General features: G+C 73.7%; 17 protein-coding genes. 10 read left to right on the plus strand and 7 right to left on the minus strand.

The genetic code is table 11. The annotated features are described in order from the left end of the window. Nucleotides 1–348 precede the first annotated feature (348 nt). Both ABZ806_RS34680 and murA read left to right on the plus strand, forming a co-directional pair. Nucleotides 349–750, plus strand: a complete 402-nt coding sequence (locus tag ABZ806_RS34680; protein ID WP_500221704.1) for an ATP-binding protein — start codon at nt 349–351, stop codon at nt 748–750. A 40-nt stretch (nt 751–790) separates the two neighbouring features. Beyond that, nucleotides 791–2,092, plus strand: a complete 1,302-nt coding sequence (murA, locus tag ABZ806_RS34685; RefSeq protein ID WP_500221705.1) for a UDP-N-acetylglucosamine 1-carboxyvinyltransferase — start codon at nt 791–793, stop codon at nt 2,090–2,092. 16 nt (nt 2,093–2,108) lie between these two features. On the opposite strand, the gene ABZ806_RS34690 is transcribed toward murA, so the two are convergent. After that, nucleotides 2,109–2,636 (minus strand): hypothetical protein, encoded by a 528-nt coding sequence (locus ABZ806_RS34690; protein ID WP_500221706.1) that lies wholly within the window; start codon nt 2,634–2,636, stop codon nt 2,109–2,111. 87 nt (nt 2,637–2,723) lie between these two features. Here ABZ806_RS34690 and ABZ806_RS34695 point away from each other — a divergent pair, with 87 nt between their 5' ends. The 3 genes from ABZ806_RS34695 (at nt 2,724) to ABZ806_RS34705 (ending at nt 4,294) form a co-directional block, all read left to right on the plus strand. Then, nucleotides 2,724–3,131 carry a hypothetical protein gene (locus ABZ806_RS34695; protein WP_500221707.1) on the plus strand — a complete coding sequence of 136 codons (408 nt, stop codon included), beginning with the start codon at nt 2,724–2,726 and terminating at the stop codon, nt 3,129–3,131. Nucleotides 3,132–3,219: 88 nt separating this feature from the next. After that, nucleotides 3,220–3,381: a hypothetical protein gene (locus ABZ806_RS34700; RefSeq protein ID WP_500221708.1), complete on the plus strand. Its 162-nt coding sequence runs from the start codon at nt 3,220–3,222 to the stop codon at nt 3,379–3,381. Between the two features lie 49 nt (nt 3,382–3,430). Beyond that, on the plus strand, nt 3,431–4,294 hold the full coding sequence (locus ABZ806_RS34705) for a hypothetical protein (protein ID WP_500221709.1): 864 nt from the start codon (nt 3,431–3,433) through the stop codon (nt 4,292–4,294). Here the strand turns inward: ABZ806_RS34705 and ABZ806_RS34710 are convergent. Continuing rightward, nucleotides 4,291–5,448 carry a pyridoxal phosphate-dependent aminotransferase gene (locus tag ABZ806_RS34710; RefSeq protein ID WP_500221710.1) on the minus strand — a complete coding sequence of 386 codons (1,158 nt, stop codon included), beginning with the start codon at nt 5,446–5,448 and terminating at the stop codon, nt 4,291–4,293. The two genes, ABZ806_RS34705 and ABZ806_RS34710, sit on opposite strands and share 4 nt — an antisense overlap. A gap of 128 nt (nt 5,449–5,576) precedes the next feature. Here ABZ806_RS34710 and ABZ806_RS34715 point away from each other — a divergent pair, with 128 nt between their 5' ends. The 3 genes from ABZ806_RS34715 to ABZ806_RS34725 all read left to right on the plus strand — a co-directional run bounded on the left by ABZ806_RS34715 (nt 5,577) and on the right by ABZ806_RS34725 (nt 10,808). After that, nucleotides 5,577–7,178 (plus strand): long-chain-fatty-acid--CoA ligase, encoded by a 1,602-nt coding sequence (locus ABZ806_RS34715; RefSeq protein ID WP_500221711.1) that lies wholly within the window; start codon nt 5,577–5,579, stop codon nt 7,176–7,178. 106 nt (nt 7,179–7,284) lie between these two features. Then, on the plus strand, nt 7,285–8,841 hold the full coding sequence (locus tag ABZ806_RS34720; RefSeq protein ID WP_500221712.1) for an FAD-dependent monooxygenase: 1,557 nt from the start codon (nt 7,285–7,287) through the stop codon (nt 8,839–8,841). A 5-nt stretch (nt 8,842–8,846) separates the two neighbouring features. After that, the gene (locus ABZ806_RS34725; protein WP_500221713.1) at nt 8,847–10,808 is read left to right on the plus strand and encodes an aconitate hydratase; all 1,962 of its coding nucleotides are present in this window, start codon (nt 8,847–8,849) and stop codon (nt 10,806–10,808) included. Here the strand turns inward: ABZ806_RS34725 and ABZ806_RS34730 are convergent. Then, nucleotides 10,802–11,200, minus strand: a complete 399-nt coding sequence (locus ABZ806_RS34730; RefSeq protein WP_500221714.1) for a DUF2795 domain-containing protein — start codon at nt 11,198–11,200, stop codon at nt 10,802–10,804. The genes ABZ806_RS34725 and ABZ806_RS34730 overlap by 7 nt on opposite strands. Before the next feature lie 82 nt (nt 11,201–11,282). Further along, the gene (locus ABZ806_RS34735) at nt 11,283–12,683 is read right to left on the minus strand and encodes a cytochrome P450 family protein (protein WP_500221715.1); all 1,401 of its coding nucleotides are present in this window, start codon (nt 12,681–12,683) and stop codon (nt 11,283–11,285) included. A gap of 146 nt (nt 12,684–12,829) precedes the next feature. Here ABZ806_RS34735 and ABZ806_RS34740 point away from each other — a divergent pair, with 146 nt between their 5' ends. Beyond that, entirely contained in the window at nt 12,830–13,018 is a 189-nt protein-coding gene (locus ABZ806_RS34740) for a DUF5302 domain-containing protein (protein ID WP_500221717.1), read from the plus strand. A gap of 85 nt (nt 13,019–13,103) precedes the next feature. Here ABZ806_RS34740 and ABZ806_RS34745 read toward each other — a convergent pair whose 3' ends face one another. From ABZ806_RS34745 to ABZ806_RS34755, 3 genes are all read right to left on the minus strand, one after another. Then, a complete protein-coding gene (locus ABZ806_RS34745) occupies nt 13,104–13,742 on the minus strand; it encodes a pyridoxamine 5'-phosphate oxidase family protein (RefSeq protein ID WP_500221719.1) in 639 nt (212 codons plus the stop codon). Nucleotides 13,743–13,812: 70 nt separating this feature from the next. Then, complete coding sequence (locus ABZ806_RS34750; protein ID WP_500221721.1) at nt 13,813–14,850, minus strand: MBL fold metallo-hydrolase; 1,038 nt, start codon at nt 14,848–14,850, stop codon at nt 13,813–13,815. A gap of 171 nt (nt 14,851–15,021) precedes the next feature. After that, the gene (locus tag ABZ806_RS34755) at nt 15,022–15,936 is read right to left on the minus strand and encodes a hypothetical protein (RefSeq protein WP_500221723.1); all 915 of its coding nucleotides are present in this window, start codon (nt 15,934–15,936) and stop codon (nt 15,022–15,024) included. 101 nt (nt 15,937–16,037) lie between these two features. On the opposite strand from ABZ806_RS34755, the gene ABZ806_RS34760 reads away from it, so the two are divergent. Beyond that, nucleotides 16,038–16,682: a PadR family transcriptional regulator gene (locus ABZ806_RS34760; protein WP_500221725.1), complete on the plus strand. Its 645-nt coding sequence runs from the start codon at nt 16,038–16,040 to the stop codon at nt 16,680–16,682. Nucleotides 16,683–16,733: the final 51 nt, after the last annotated feature.

A 16,733-nucleotide genomic window follows, 5' to 3' on the forward strand; every position in this document is an offset into this window, starting at 1 on the left:
ACTGGCGACGCCGTCACCAGGCCCGATCCCAGGCCAGCCACTACCACCGACAAGCCACTCAAGCATGAAGATCGCGATCTACAACTGGAGTACTAGGCGCACGGTGCGCACGTCCGGGGTCGGTTCATCGGGCATTGGCTGTCTCCCTCCGTGGCCGTCCGATCTCATTCTGTATTAATCGGCTGGTCGGTGGGAGTGAACGTCAAGATCAGAGAATTCCCGGGCGGGGAATTCCCGGTGTCGGGGGATCGAAGGGCGCGTTCGGGCGGTGTTTGTCCATGCTGGCGCTGGTCGCGTGACGGAGTGTGATGCGGCAAATTCACGAAGTGTCGGACATGGGAGGACGAGATGGCGGCCATGGTGGTGCTCGGGGCGTTGACGGTGGATCGGGACGCGTCGTCCGTGGCGTTGCTGCGGCGGTACGTGGACGGGGCTCTGGAACTGGAGGGCATCGACGCGGAGGACCTGCAGTTGATCACGAGTGAGCTGGGCACGAACGCGGTCGCGCACGGGGCGGGGGAGCGGATCAGGCTGCTGCTGACCGGGAACGACGAGCACGTCCGGGTGGAGGTCAGTGATGGAGGGGGAGGGGAGCCGGTGGTGCGGGAGGCCGGGCTCGGGGCCGAGTGCGGGCGCGGGCTGATGATCGTCGAGGCGGTGGCGGAGCGGTGGGGCGTACGGCGCGGGGAGGCGGAGACCTGCGTCTGGGCCGAGGTCGTCCGCCGGGAGCGCGTGCCGGGGTTGCGGTGATTTCGGCAGGTGCGTGGCGGGGACGCCGTAGGCTGCACGGGTGACTGAGAAGCTTTGGCGGATCGAGCCGTCCGGGCCGCTGCGCGGGGACGTCACCGTGCGGGGGGCCAAGAACGCGGTCAGCAAGCACATGGTCGCGGCGATGCTGGGGGACGGGCCGAGCACCATCGGCAACGCCCCGGACGTCGGCGAGGTCGGCATCACGGCGGGCATGCTGGAGCACGTCGGAACGACCGTGGAGCGGTCCGGCGGCGATGTGACGGTCGTTCCGGGGCCGGTGGCCGACCCGAGCGTCGGCAAGGCGTTCACCGGCCTGAACCGCATCCCCATCCTGATGCTGGGGCCGCTGCTGCACCTGGCGGGCGAGGCGTTCGTGCCGCTGGTCGGGGGCGACCCGATCGGCAGGCGGCCCGTCGACTTCCACGTGGACGCGCTGCGGGCGTTCGGCGCCGAGATGACCTATGCGGCCGACGGCATCCACGCGCGGGCGTCGAGGCTGGTGGGTGCGCGCATCGAGCTGCCGTATCCGAGCGTCGGCGCGACCGAGACCGTCCTGCTGGCGGCGGTGCGGGCGAAGGGGAAGACCGTCATCCGCAACGCGGCGATGGAGCCGGAGATCGTCGAACTGGCGCTGTTCCTGCAGCGGATGGGCGCGCGCATCTCCTTCGCACCCGACCGGCGGATCGTGGTCGAGGGCGTCGAGCGGCTGAGCGGCGCGCAGACGAGGCTGGACGGCGACCGCATCGAAGCGTTCTCCTACCTCGTCGCGGGCCTGGTCACCGGGGGCGAGGTGCGGGTGCACGGATGCCCGCAGGACCGGCTCGTCACCGCGATCACGACGCTGACCCGGATGGGCGCGCAGTTCGAGATCACCGACGACTGGATCATGGCGTCGGCGCCGGACGGACTGCATCCGGCGGCGGTGCAGACCGACACCCATCCGGGGTTCGCGACCGACTGGCAGACGCCTCTCATGGTGCTGTTCACCCAGGCCGAGGGCATGTCGGTGCTGCACGAGACCGTGTACGAGAACCGGCTCGCGTACGTGCCGGCGCTGCAGAGCATGGGCGCCGAGATAGAGGTCTACGACACGTGCCTGGGCGGTCCGGCGTGCCGGTACCACGACACGGCGGCGCTGCACTCGGCCGTCGTGCGGGGCGTGACCAAGCTCCGGGGCGGGGACGTGACCATGCCCGACATCCGGGCCGGGTTCTCGGCGGTGCTGGCGGCGGCGGTCGCGGAAGGGCCGTCCACACTGCGGGGCGTCCACCACATCGAGCGCGGCTACCACCGTCCGGTCGAGCAGTTCCGGACGCTGGGCCTCGCCCTCCAAGAGGGCTAGCGGCCCGCCGCGAGGGCTAGCCGACGACCTGCGTACTCGGCCAGGTGAAGGTGAGCGCGCCGCCGACCGGCAGCTCGTGCCAGAGCGGCGCCACCTCGTCCAGGCGGTCCAGGATGCGGCCGACGGCAGCGGTGTCCTCGGGGGGAATCTGCTTCCGCCGCGCCCATTCGGGCGTGGAGGCCCCGGCCCGGCGACGCCAGGCGATGTCGCACAGGCCCGCCAGGTACTCGGACCTGCCCATGTCGCCTGGGTCGGCCCTGTCCAGGGACGCCTCCCGCTTCTTCAGCCTGCGCTGCTCGCGGGCCCGGCGGCGGGGGTCGCCCGGCGTCTCGGCCGTCTCGGTGAAGCCGCCGCCGCCCGCCGCCGCGCGCCCGAACACCCCTGACGCCAAACCCAGCTCCGCCTCGGTGAGGTAGTGGACGAGGTCGTGCGGGATGTGGTCGTCGTAGCCGGGCGCGGGATCCATCCGGCGCGGGTGCCGCCCGGGCAGGGTGACGACGGTCGCGTACCGGCGTTCGCCCGTCCGCTCGAAACTCACGTCCATGCGGCCAGGCTAGGCCGCGCCGTTCCCGGCGCGCATTCCCTTTTCCCGCCACTACGTTGGGCTGGTCACCCGAGTGGAGGGACGATCGTGCACTTCGACCGGAGCGACCCCTACCCCCACTACTCCCGGGCGCGCGAGACCCCGGCTGCGGCCGCTGTCGGCGGGACGGCCCGTGGTGCTCACCGCCGACGGCGACGACCACCGGCGGGTGCGGGAGCCGCTGAGCCGCGGGCCATCTCCAACCTGCAGAACCTGATGCTCGCCGGGCATCTCACGACCACGGCGCTGATCGGCACGGCCGTCCTGCACCTGCTGCGGAACCGGGAGCAGTGGGGACTGCTGTGCGAGCGTCCCGGGCTGATCTCGTGGGCGCCGGGGTCGCGCCCGGCCGCACCGAACGCGACGAAGACCTCGGCCCCTTCGGGCAGCTCGTTCCCGGCCAGCGTCACCGGGCGGGTGGTGACCCGCCGGAAGCCCTGGATGGCGGTGTCGTAGCGCGCGGCCTCCTCGACGGCCGCCGGGATCCGTCCCGACGAGTTCGACATCACCCGGAAGCCCGCCCGGCATCTGGCGTTCGGGCACGGTGTGCACGCGTGGTCCCGGCGCCCAGCTGGCACGCGAGCAGGTCCGGGTCACGCTGGAGACGCTGACCCGCGAGCTGCCGGGCCTCCGGCTGGAAGGGCCGGTGGAGATGCAGCCGAACCTGATCCACCGGAGCCCGAAGGAACTGGTCCATACCTGGTGATGGCCGAAACCTGCAAGACGGGTGCGCTTCGGGTGGTCAGGCTGGAGGCATGGACATCGATAAGGCATCCGACTTCATGGCCACGCATGCGCGCCCGCTCGATCGGCGCCGTTTCGAGCTGCTGATCGGCGAGGGCGACAAGGACGCTCTGCTGGCCGCTCTGAACGCCTACCGGAATCCCGACGGCGGTTACGGGCACGGACTCGAACCCGACCTACGGTCGCGGACGAGTCAGACGGGCCCCGCCCTGCACGCGTTCGAGGTCTTCGAGGAGCTGGCCCCGTTCACGGCCCCGGAGGCCGTCGCGCTCTGCGACTGGCTGGAGTCCGTGACCCTTCCGGACGGCGGTATCCCGTTCGCGCTGCCCATGCCCGACCCGGCCGGAAGCGCCCCGTTCTGGGCGGGTGCCGACACGCAGGCGTCCTCGCTGCAGATCACCGCTGTCGTCACGGCCATGGCGCACCGCGTCGCCGCCCATGACGAGGCCGTCGCCAAGCATGCCTGGCTCGACCGTGCGACGCGCTACTGCCTCGACGCCGTCCGGAAGAAGGACGAGCTGCACGCACTGGAGCTCGCGTTCGCCATGTGGCTGGCCGACGCCATCGAAGACGGCGAAACCCTCCGTCTGCTCGGCCGGCACATTCCTGAGAACGGCCTCGTGCACGTCCAAGGCGGGCTGGAGGACGAGATGATGCGGCCCCTGGACTTCGCCCCCTATCCCGGACGTCCCGCACGTGACCTCTTCGACGAGGACCTCGTGCACGCCGAACTGCGGCGCCTCGACGAACAGCAGCAGGACGACGGCGGATGGCGCGTCGACTTCGCCAGCTACTCGCCCGCCGCCGAACTGGAATGGCGCGGCTACACGACCGTCAAGGCCGTCTCCATCCTGACCCGCAACGCGCAGGGCTAGAGCGCCCGGCGGAACCGTTCGGCGAGGTCGCCGAGCCGTTCGACCGGTTCGTTGGCGAAGACGAGCCGCAGGTAGCGCGCCCCCGACGGCCCCCAGCCGTCCATCGGCGTCGCCGCGACCTTCGCGCGGTCGAACAGCCGCCGCGACAGGCCGGCGGGCGACAGGCCGAGCGGCCGGCAGTCGACCAGCAGCGACCAGCCGCCGTCCGGCCGGACGACCGGCAGATCGGACAGCTGCCGGAGGATCGCCTCGCACCGCTCCCGCCAGATCGCGGTGGCGGCGGCCACGTCCGCGTCGGCGTCCGGGGCGGCGAGCGCGTCCGCCACCGCCCGCTGGGCGATGCCGACCTGGCAGACGACGTTGGTCAGCCCGACGAGGCGGACGTCGTGCAGGATCTCGGCGGGTCCGGCGACCCAGCCGACCCGCCAGCCGATGAGCCGCAGCTCCTTGGACGCCGACCCGACCGTGATCGTCCGCTCCGCCAGGCCCGAGATCCGCGCGGGATGGTCCGGCGGGCGTCCGTCGAAGCGGATGCGTTCCATCGCCGCGTCGTAGATCAGCCAGGCGTCGTGCCGGTTCAGGGCGTCGGCCATGGCCATCCAGTGCGTCCCGTCCAGGACGAGCCCGGTCGGCATCGCGGGGCCCATCATCAGCACGGCGGCCGTGCGGGGGCCGATCGCGTCGGCGAGCGCCTGCGGGTCGGCCGTCCACCCGGCGGGCGAGGGCGTGCACGGGACGAAGCGGGGCACGCCGCCGGCCAGGCGGACGCGGTTGACCAGCCCGGCGTAGATCGGGTCGCACAGCACGACCTCCTCGCCCGGCTCGACCGTGGCGAGGAGCGTGTTCGTGATCCCGTTCAGGCCGCCCGCGACGCTCACGCATTCGGTGCCGGGGTCGTAGGCGCGCCCGGCGATCCGCCCGACGTGCGCGGCGGCGGCCTCCAGCAGGCCGCGGTGCCCCTGGAACGGCAGGTAGCTGTTGGCCGCGTCGTCGTCCACGGCGGCGCGGGTCGCGGCGAGCGCGGCCGCCGGGGGCCGGACGTCGGTGTCGAGGTTCTCCAGCCGCAGGAACTCCGGGTCGGACGCGGCGTCGGCGGCGTCGCCGATCTCGTCCACGCCGATGCCCGGGATGTCGCGGAGCCGGGATACGGTCATGCTCGCCCTCCTTGGCGCGATCTTGTTCCAAGGGTGCGGCATGGACCGGTGCCGGCTCCATGCGGGGGTGGGAGTGCGTGGGATCCTTTGAGACGCAGGCCACATCCGAATGGCACCGGAGGCTTCCCATGGAGAACGGTCCGGGTTACACGTCGCTCACTCCTCTCGCGTTTCTCGGTAGGTCGGCGGAGGTGTTCCCCGGCAAGGCCGCCTACCTCTACGGAGACCGCCGCGCCACGTATGCGGAGTTCGCGGGAGAGGTGACGCGGCTCGCCAACGCGTTACGGGCCTCCGGGATCGAGCCCGGTGACCGCGTCGCCTACCTGGCGCCGAACGTGCCCGAACTGCTCGCGGCCCATTTCGCGGTGCCGCTGGCGGGTGCGGTCCTCGTCGCGATCAACACGCGGCTCGCCCCGGAAGAGATCCGGTACATCGTCGACCATTCGGGGGCGAAGGCGCTCGTCGTGGACGCGGGTCTGCATCCCTCCGTCGCGCCGATCGCGGACGTCCTGCCGCAGGTCGTCACGATCCCGGCGACCGGCGCCGATCCCGACCCGGCCGTGGGCGGCGTCACCTACGGCGACCTCCTGGCGCGCGGTTCGGACGACCCGCTGCCCTGGGACGTCCACGACGAGAACGCCGCCATCTCGATCAACTACACGTCCGGCACCACGGGGCGTCCCAAGGGCGTCGTCTACACCCACCGCGGCGCCTACCTGAACGCGCTCGGCGAGGTCCTGCACTCGCGGCACAGCCCCGAGAGCGTCTACCTGTGGACGCTGCCGATGTTCCACTGCAACGGCTGGTGCACTCCGTGGGCGCTCGCCGCGATCGGCGGGACGCAGGTGTGCCTGCGCGCCGTCGTCGCCGCGGAGGTGTGGCGGCTCATCGACACCGAGGGCGTCACGCACCTGAACGGCGCCCCGACCGTGCTCGTGACGATCGCGAACGCGCCGGAGGCGCATCCGCTGGAGCGCCCGCTGACGGTGACGACGGCGGGCGCGCCGCCCAGCCCGACGGTCATCGGGCAGATGGAGCGGCTCGGCGCGAGCATCGTGCACGTCTACGGGCTGACCGAGACCTACGGGCCGTACTCGGTGTGCGAGCCGCAGCCCGGCTGGCCGGACCTGGCCGCCGGCGACCGGGCCCGGCTGCTGGCCCGGCAGGGCGTCGGCATGGTCCAGACGGACGGCCTGCGCGTCGTCGACGACGATATGAACGACGTCCCCGCCGACGGGGAGACCCTCGGCGAGATCGTCATGCGCGGCAACAACGTGATGAAGGGCTACCACCGCGACGAGGAGGCGACCGCGGCGGCGTTCCGGGGCGGCTGGTTCCACTCCGGCGACCTCGGCGTCCGCCACCCGGACGGCTACGTCGAGCTGCGCGACCGGTCCAAGGACATCATCATCTCCGGCGGCGAGAACATCTCGACGGTCGAGGTCGAGCGGGCCATCGACTCGCATCCGGCCGTGCTGGAGGTCGCCGTCGTCGCCGTCCCGGACGAGAAGTGGGGCGAGCGCCCCAAGGCGTTCGTCGTGCTCCGCGACGGGCACGCCGCGACCGGGGCGGAACTGGTCGAGCACGTCCGGACGGGCCTCGCCCGGTACAAGGCCCCCGACACCGTCGAGTTCGTGGCCGAGCTGCCCAAGACGTCCACCGGGAAGATCCAGAAGTTCCAGCTCCGGGAGCGGGAGCGGGCCGGGCGGGAGAGCCGCGCGCAGGGCTGAGAGCCCCTGCCGCATCGGGCCTCCCGGCGGCGTGAGGACGCCCTGTTCCTGGGAAGTGTTCCCTGGGCGGGGGCCGGCCGCCGGCCCCCGGTGAGAGGGGAGCGTGATGGCGCCCACCGGGAGGCCCACCGGGAACGTGCTGGTCGTGGGGGCGGGCCCGACGGGGCTGCTGCTGGCGGGGGACCTGGCCGCGGCGGGCATCGGCTGCACGGTGCTGGAACGCCGCGCCGCGGAGGCGAGCGGTCTGACGCGGGCGTTCGCCGTGCACGCCCGCACCCTGGAGATGCTGGACGCGCGCGGCGTCGCCGACGAGCTGGTCGCCACGGGAAGGCGGGTCGCCGCGCTGCGGCTGCTCGGCTCGGCCGCGCTCGACCTCTCCCGGCTGCCGGGGCGCTTCCCGTTCGTCCTCGTCACACCGCAGTACGAGACGGAACGCGTCCTGCGGGAGCGGGCGCTCGCCGCCGGGGCGGAGGTCGTGCACGGCACCGAGGTCGTCGCACTGCGCCAGGACGCGGCGGGCGTGGACGTCGACGTGCGGACGGCCGACGGCGGCACCAAGACGCGCCGGGCCTCGTACGTGGTGGGCGCCGACGGCGTCCGCAGCACCGTGCGGCGGGAACTGCGGCTGCCGTTCCCCGGCCGGGCGGCAGTGCGGTCGGTGATGCTCGCCGACGTCCGGCTGGACGAGGTGCCCGAGGACGTCCTGTCCGTGGGCGCGGTCGGCGACGCGTTCGCGTTCGTCGCCCCGTTCGGCGACGGCTGGTACCGGGTGATCGCCTGGAACCGGCGGCATCAGGCGGCCGACTCCGAGCCGGTCGACATGGCCGAGCTGCGGGAGGTGGTCCGCCGGGCGCTCGGCACCGACCACGGCATGCGCGACCCCCGCTGGACGTCCCGGTTCCACAGCGACGAGCGCCAGGTCCCCCGGTACCGGACGGGACGGGTGTTCCTCGCCGGGGACGCAGCGCACGTCCACTCCCCGGCGGGCGGGCAGGGCATGAACACCGGCGTGCAGGACGCGGCGAACCTCGGCTGGAAGCTCGCCGCCGAACTGTGGGGCTGGGCGCCGTCGTGGCTGCTCGACAGCTACCACGAGGAGCGGTATCCGGTCGGGCGGCAGGTGCTGCGCGGCAGCGGGGCGCTGCTGCGGTTCGCACTCGCCGAGCCGCGCCCGCTGCGCGCGGCGCGCGGCGCCGCGGCCTGGGCGGCGACCCGCGTCCGGCCGGTCGCGCGGCGGCTGGCGGGCGCCGTCTCCGGCATCGGCATCGCCTATCCGGCGCCGCGCGGCGCGCACCGGCTGGCCGGGCGGCGCGCCCCGGACGTCCCGCTCGCCGGCCGCCCGGCGCGGCTGCGCGCCCTGCTCGGCGACGGGAGGTTCGTGCTGGTCGTCGCCGCGAACGACCCGGCGGTCACCTATCTGGCGACCAAGCGGTGGGCGGGCCGGGTGCACTGCGCCCTGGCGGGCCGCGCGACCCGCACGACCGCGCTGGTGCGCCCGGACGGCTACATCGCGTGGGCCACCGACGAGACCTCCCCGGACCGGCGCGCCGCCGAGATCCGCGACGCGCTGAACCACTGGTGCGGGCGGCCCGCCGACCGGGCCGCCCGCGCACCGCGCCGGATCGGGAGCGTCCCCGCGGACAACGACGAACGGAGGAGCTGAGGACCATGGCCAACGGCACGGGGGGTCGCAACGTCGCCCGGAAGCTGATCGCGTCGCACCTGGTGAGCGGCGAGACGGCGCCCGGCACCGAGATCGGGATCCGCGTCGACCAGACGCTCACCCAGGACGCGACCGGCACGATGGTGATGCTGGAGCTGGAGGCCCTCGACCTGGACCGGGTCAGGACGGACGTGTCCGTCCAGTACGTCGACCACAACCTGCTGCAGGCCGACGAGCGCAACATGGCCGACCACATCTTCCTGCGGTCCGCCGCCCGCCGGTACGGGCTCTGGTACTCCAAACCCGGCAACGGCGTGTCGCACCCGACGCACATGCAGCGGTTCGGGGTGCCCGGCGCGACGATGGTCGGCTCCGACTCCCACACGTGCGCGGCCGGGTCGCTCGGCATGCTCGCGGTCGGCGTCGGCGGGCTGGAGGTCGCGATGGCGATGGCCGGGGAGCCGCTGCACGTGACGATGCCGGAGATCTGGGGCGTCCGGCTGACCGGGGAGCTGCCGCCCTGGCTGAGCGCCAAGGACGTGATCCTGGAGATGCTGCGGCGGCACGGCGTGCGCGGCGGCGTCAACCGGATCATCGAGTACCACGGGCCCGGCATCGCGGCGCTCACCGCGATGGACCGGCACGTCATCGCCAACATGGGCGCCGAGCTGGGCGCGACGACGACGGTGTTCCCGTCGGACGAGCGGGTCCTGGAGTTCCTGCGCGCCGAGGGCCGCGAGGACGACTTCACCGAGATCGCCGCCGACCCGGACGCCTCCTACGACGTCACCGACGAGATCGACCTGTCGGAGCTGGAGCCGCTGATCGCCCGGCCCGGCTCGCCCGGCGACGTCGTCCCGGTGCGGGAGGCGGCGGGGGAGGAGGTCCACCAGGTCGTCGTCGGGTCGTCGGCGAACCCGGGGCTGCGCGACTTCGCGTCCGTCGCGGCGATCGTGCGGGGCCGCCAGGTGCACCCGCGGGTGTCACTGGACGTGAACCCGACGTCCCGGCAGATCCTCGTCGACCTGACCCGCATGGGCGCCACCGCCGACCTCGTCCAGGCCGGCGCCCGCATCCACCAGACGGGCTGCATGGGCTGCATCGGCATGGGGCAGGCGCCCGCCATCGGCCGCAACAGCCTGCGGACCGTCCCGCGCAACTTCCCCGGCCGCTCGGGCACCAAGGACGACCTGGTCTGGCTGTGCTCGCCGGAGACCGCCGCCGCCGCGGCCCTCACCGGCCGGATCACCGACCCGCGCGACCTCGGCGCGGCCCCGCCGGCCGTCCGGCTCCCGGCGGAGTCCAGCGTCAACACCGCGATGCTCGAAGCCCCGCCGCCCGAGGACGAGGCGCGCGGCGTCGAACTGGACAAGGCGCCCAGCATCGGCGTCCTGCCCGAACTGGACCCGCTCCCGGACGAGTTCGAGGTCCCCGTCGTCATCAAGGTCGGCGACGACGTGTCCACCGACGAGATCCTGCAGGCGGGCGCGCGGGCCCTGCCGTTCCGCAGCGACATCGCCCGGCTCGCCGACTTCACCTTCGTCCAGCTCGACGAGGGCTACCCGGAGCGGGCCCGGGGGACCGGGCCGCACGCCGTCGTCGCCGGGCGCAACTACGGGCAGGGCTCGTCCCGCGAGCACGCCGCGATCGCGCCCCGCCACCTCGGGCTGCGGCTCGTGCTGGCCCGCGGGTACGCGCGGATCCACTGGCAGAACCTCGTCAACTTCGGGATCCTGCCCCTGGAGTTCGCCGGCGAGGCCGACTACGACCGCGTCGAGCAGGGCGACGTGCTGCGCGTCGAGAACGTCCGGGAGGCGCTGAAGGCCGGGAACGAGATCGACGTCCGCAACGTCACCAAGGGCGAGACGTACCGGGCGCGGCACCGCCTGTCCGCACGGCAGCGGGACCTGGTCGCCGCCGGCGGCCAGATCCCGCTGCTGCGCGAACGCCGGGCGCGTCGTCAGTAACGGCGCTCCTCGCGGCCGTAGCCGAGCTCCTCGGCGACGTCCGCGACGTTCTCGTACTCGCGCTTGGGCAGTGTCCGCAGCTGGTCGACCGCGTCGTCGGGCGCGCCGCCCTCGGCGGCGTGCCGGATCAGCTCGTTCGGGCGGGCCGGGTACCGGGCGCCGGTGAGCATCCGGGCGAGGGTGCTGCGGCCCTCGACGTCCTGCGCGCTCATCCCGGGCGGGGAGCCCTCCCGGTCGTCGGCGGCGGCCCGCGTCGGGTCGGCTGGGGCGTCGTCGGAGAACGGCTCGGTCTCCTTGAACTCCTCGGCGTGCGTGGGGTGCCCGCCGCGGACCATGCCCTGCGTCTCGCGGGCGATCTCGTCGTCGAGTTTCGGGCCGTGCTTGTCGCTCATGTCAGGCATCGTTCGTCCTCCCTGCGCGCCTACCGGGGAGAACGTTCCCGGGCGCCCGTGTCCAAACATGCGGCCCCGCCGGTCACGACCGGCGCATCAGCCGCAGGACGCGCCGCACCAGCGAGTTCGCCCCGCCCCCGTCGGCCGCCGTCTCGGCCGCGGCCTCCTCCGGATCGGCGGCCGCGGCGGGCCCCGGCTCCGGCGGGCTCCCCGCCATCTCGTAGATGACCGGCAGCGACCGCAGCCCCCGCATCAGCGGGGACGAGCGCCACGGAAGCTGGTCGGCGGGCAGCGCCGGCCGCAGCGAGGAGAACCGGTCGAACAGCCGCTCCACCGCGATCGTCGTGATCGTGGTGGCGAGGTCGCGGCCGAGGCAGGCGTGCGGGCCCGCGCTCCAGGCCAGGTGGGCGCGGGAGCTGTAGATGGAGTCCGGCGTGGTGGACGCGGTGAACGCCGGGTCCAGGTGCGCGGCGGCGGGCGACACCATGACCGGGTCGCCGGCCGCGATCTGGAACCGCCCGACGCGGACGTCGGTCTTCGGCCACCGGAACGACAGGTTCGCCATCGGCGGGTTCGCGGCCGACGCCCGGTTGATCGCCTCCTGGAGCATGCCGGCCGACATGCTGTCGCGCGCCCCCGTCTCGCCGATCAGCACCTCGGTGATGGTGTTGCAGATCAGCGTCCCCGTCACGTCGCCGACGAGGCCCGTCATCATCGCCATCTCGCGGGTCAGCTCCTCGGCGGTCAGGTCCGGGACCGCGCCGAGCATGAAGGACGGCAGGTCCGCGCCGGGGGAGGCCGTGCGGGCCGCGCAGACGTCGGCGACCCGGGCGAGCAGCCGGGCCGAGGCCTCCTGCGCGTCCGGGCCGGCGTCCATCACCCGCCACAGGTCGATGATCAGCTCGTCGTCCCCGTCGCCGCCCGTGCCGAGCAGCCGCCCGATCACCATCAGCGGCAGCGGCCGCGCGTACTGGGCGGACAGGTCGGCCCAGCCGGACGGGCCGCCGTTCTCCGACAGCACGGTGATCAGCTCGTCGGCGTGCCGCCGGACGGCCTGCTCCAGCGCCTTGGCCTCGGGCCGGGTGCGGTCCTGGTACGGCCGCAGGCCCTCGGCCCAGGCGCTGCGCAGCCGGGTCGAGTCGGCGCCGTCCCGGAACGCCGAGTTGTCGGACTCGACCACCGGCAGCATCGGCCAGTCGGCCGGGACGGCGCCGTCCCGGTAGTGGCGCCAGTTCTCCACCCGCCTGCTCCAGATGCCGCGGGTGTCGCGCAGGATGTCGAGGGTCTGGGGGTAGCCGATCACGAGCCACGCCGGGACGCCGAGGACGTCCACCGGCGCCACGGGCCCGTACTCCTCGCGGAGCCGCTCGTAGAAGACGGCGGGCCGGGACTCGAAGTCGCGGTTCAGCAGTGGCTGGACGGCGAGCGCCTCCAGCGGCGGATGCGCGGGGACGGATTCTGCCTGCGGCGTCTGGGGCTCCACGTGCACAAACCTTAGGAGAGAACGATCACCACTGGCACGGTTTGCGGCGGAATCTCCCAAGTTGATCTTCCGGGAGGGGCCGAATGGCCGATCCACCCGGCGGTATGTGAGGCTGGGGGGTGCCCCTAAGAGAGCTGGAGGTCCGCATGGCCGAGACGTCAGGAGAGCCCGCCGACGGCGAGGACGACGTGAAGCGCAGGTTCCGGGAGGCCCTGGAGCGCAAGCGCGGAGCGGCGGGCAAGAACACCGGCGAGTCCGGCAGGAGCGGCTCGAAGGTGCGCGGCAAGCACGAGCGCGCCGATCACCAGCGGCAGTTCCGCCGCAAGAGCGGCTGACCGGGCCGCACCACCGATCGACCCCCCGCGCACGGCGCGCGGGGGTTCGGCCGAGCGCCGGCCGCCGGGCCGGCCGGTCACCGGGTCAGGCGCCGTAGAGCTTCTTGGAGTAGTTGCGCTCGGAGTAGTACTCCTCCAACTGCTCCAGGTTCTCCTCGGTGTACTGGACGTCCTTGACGATCCGGGCGTGCGACGGCAGCGCCTCCGGGTCCCACGTCTCCGGCTTCCACACCTTCGAGCGCATCAGCGCCTTCGCGCAGTGGAAGAAGATCTGCTCGATGTCCACGACCAGGGCGAGGGCAGGGCGGTTGCCCTTGACGATCATCTCGTCGAAGAACGGGGCCTCGCGGACGAGCGTCGCGCGGCCGTTGATCCGCAGGGTCTCGCCGCGGCCAGGGATCAGGAAGATCAGCCCGACGTGCGGGTTGCCCAGCACGTTCATGAACCCGTCGGCGCGGCGGTTGCCGGGACGGTCCGGGATGGCGATCGTCGTGTCGTCGATGACGTGCACGAACCCGGGCGGGTCGCCCTTGGGGGAGACGTCGCAGTTGCCGTCCGCGTCGCTGGTGGAGATCAGGCAGATCGGAGCGCGGGCGAGCCACTCCCGGTCCCAGGCGTGCAGCGTGCGGCGCTCCTTGTCGATCGCCCTTCGCATCGGCGCGCCGAGGAGTTCGCGCAGCTCCTCCGGTGACGTGATCGCGGTGAACTCGGGGGCGAGCGTCATCGCCGCTCCTTCGGCCGGGGAAAGCGGAGGATCAGCGTAACCCGGCCGATTCCCGGCGCCCGGGGGCGGGTCAGCCCTTCGCGGCGTAGCGGCGGACGCCGTTCTCGTCGTGGGCGTCCAGCACGCCCCGGTCGGCGAGCACGTCCAGGTGCGCCTCGATCTCCAGGACGGCCAGCATCCGGCTGAACGCGTCGAGGTCGCCGAGCGCGCGCCTGCGGCGCGTCCACGGCATGGCCGCGGCGGCCTCGAACGCCGTGCCGCGGCCCGCGCGGACCTGCGCGGCGGCGGCGTCGAGGCGCTCGGCGTGGTGCTCCACCAGCTCGTCGATCCGGGTGTGCACGCTCGCCTTCACCGGGCCGTGCGCGGGGAGCAGCAGCGTGTCCGGCATGCCGCGGACCAGCCGCAGCGACTCCAGGTAGCTGCGCAGCGGCTTCGGTTCCGGCTCGGTCTCCAGCCCGATGGACGGCGTGATGTGCGGCAGGATGTGGTCGCCCGCGAACAGCAGCCCCTCGGCGGCGTCGCGGAGCACGATGTGGCCGCGGGTGTGGCCCGGCGTGGCGAAGACGTCCAGGCCGCGCGCGGTCAGGCCGACGCGCTCGCCGTCGTCCAGCCAGGCGTCCGGCAGGGTGTGCGGGACGTCGCGCTCGGAACGGTCCACCGGCAGGCCCGCGATCTCGTCGGCGAGGGCGCCGGCGCCGCAGCGGCGCAGCATCTCGACCTGCCGGGGGTGCAGGCCGCGGTGCAGGTCGAACGCCTCGATGGACGTCCGCTCGCCGCGGCCGATCCGCACCCGCGTCCCGAACGACTCGCGCAGCGCGAGGGCCTGCGAATAGTGGTCCCAGTGCGCGTGGGTGACGAGGAACTGCGCCACGTCGTCCAGCCCGTGGCCGAGCGAGCGGAGGGCCCGCTCCAGCGACGCGCGCGTGTCGGGCATCGCCCAGCCGGAGTCGATGACGACCAGGCCCTCGGCGTCCTCGATGACGTACACGTTGACCGCGTGCAGCGACGGGATGGGCAGCGCCAGGGGGATCCGGTGCACCCCCGGCACCACCGGATGAGCGCCCGGCTCGGTCCAGTCAGTCGGCTGCTCCACGACCGGTGCCGTCACCGCGCGCCCCCTCGGATTATCGAATGACGTTCTGGTCGAACCTACTTCATGCCGAACATCCGATTCGCCGCCGGGGTGGCGAGGCTGCCGCGGTGGTCGCGCCCGGAGGGGTTGCGCTCGCAATGGTCGCGTCCGGAGGGGTTGCGCCCGCAGTGGCCGGTTCCGTGGCGGTCAGCCGTGGCGGGCGTCGCGGTCGGCGGCGCGGCGGGCCTCGGCGGCGGCCGTGCGGGCCTCGCGCGCCGCCTCCTGCGCCCGCGCCCGGTTCTGCTCGGCGCGCTCCGCCCGGCGGGCCGCCGCGTCCCGGGCGGCGACGGCCCGGTCCAGGTCGTGGCGGAGCCGCCCCACCTCGGCGGACGCGTCCTCGGCCGCGCGCCTGGCCTCGTCCGCCCGCTCCCCGCGCTCGGCCAGCCTGCGCTCGGCCTCCGCGGCGCGCCTGCCCAGCGCCTCCGCGCGGCGGGCCCGCGCGGCGCTCGTCCGCGTGACGTTCGCCTTCGCCTTCGGCCGGGCCGGCTTCCCGGCGTCCTCGGCGGGGGCCCGCCCGGGAGCGGCCTTCTCCGGCTTCGGCTTCGGTCCCGGCTTTGCGGGGCGCTCTTCGTCCGGCGGGGCCACGGGGAACCCGGCGGGGACGAAACCGGTGTGGCTGCGCGGCTGGGAGAGGCGTCCCTCGCGGACCTCCCCGGCGATGGCGTCGTCCACGGTGGCGGCCTGGAGGGTGTCCTCCACCTCGCGGACGGCCTGCTCGCGCAGGGCGTTGCCGGCCTCGGCCGCGAGGTCGCCGGCGGACCGCACCAGCGAGGCGATCAGCTCGGCGCGGCGCCGCTCCAGGTCGCCGAGGCCGGTGCCCGAGCCCCATGCCGAGCGCATCTCGGCGCCCACGTCCAGCAGCCGGTCCAGGTCGCCGGCGGCGGAGCGGGCGAGCAGGTTGACCGCCCACGCCGACAGCGTCGGACGCCGCAGCGCGCGGATCCGCTCGGCGAGCGCCGCGTCGCCGTCCTGCTTGGCGCCCTGCGCAAGCCGCTTGCGGGTCGCCACGAAGTCCGCGGGCCGGACGCCGTAGAGCTCGTCGGCCGCACTGGAGAAGTCCACGCAGTGTTCTCTACCCCCTCCGGATCTCGCGGACCGGGGTGGACGGCGTGGAGCGCACCTGCAATACTCGTCTACGAGTACTCGTGTACGAGGAGGGCGAGATGGCCAAGCGGCGCAAGGTGGGCAACCTCCTGGGGCTCGCCGTGCTGTCCACGGTCTCCGCCAGGCCGATGCACCCGTACGAGATGGCCGCCCTGATGCGTGCGCGCGGAAAGGAGCGCGACATGGACATCAAGTGGGGCTCGCTCTACACCGTCGTGGGCAACCTGGAGAAGCACGGCTTCCTGGCCGTCGAGGGCAGCGCCCGCGAGGGGGCGCGGCCGGAGCGCACCGTCTACCGCATCACCGACGCCGGCACGCGGGAGCTCGCCGACTGGGTCCGCGAGCTGATCACGGTGCCCGAGCGGGACGTGCCGCGCTTCGAGGCCGGGCTGTCGGTCCTCGGCGCCCTGGCGCCGGACGAGGTGGCCGGGCTGCTGCGCCGGCGCCTCGGCACGATGGAGCGGCAGATCGCCGGCGACGAGGCCGCGCTGGCGGCCGAGACCGAGGTCCCGCGCATCTTCCTGATCGAGGAGGAGTACGACCTCGCCATCCGGCGCGCGGAGGCGGCGTGGGTGCGCGGCTTCCTCGCCGAGATCGAGGACGGCACGCTGCCCGGCCTCGACCTGTGGCGGGCGTTCCACCGGACCGGTGAGATGCCGCCCGAGATCGCCGCACTGGCGGAGAGGGGAGCCCCCGGGGAGTAGCCGGCGAGACGGCCCGGCGGCGGTGCGGCAACACCACCACCGGGCCGGAGA

This window comes from Spirillospora sp. NPDC047418 (assembly GCF_040643275.1).
Lineage (GTDB): Bacteria > Actinomycetota > Actinomycetes > Streptosporangiales > Streptosporangiaceae > Spirillospora.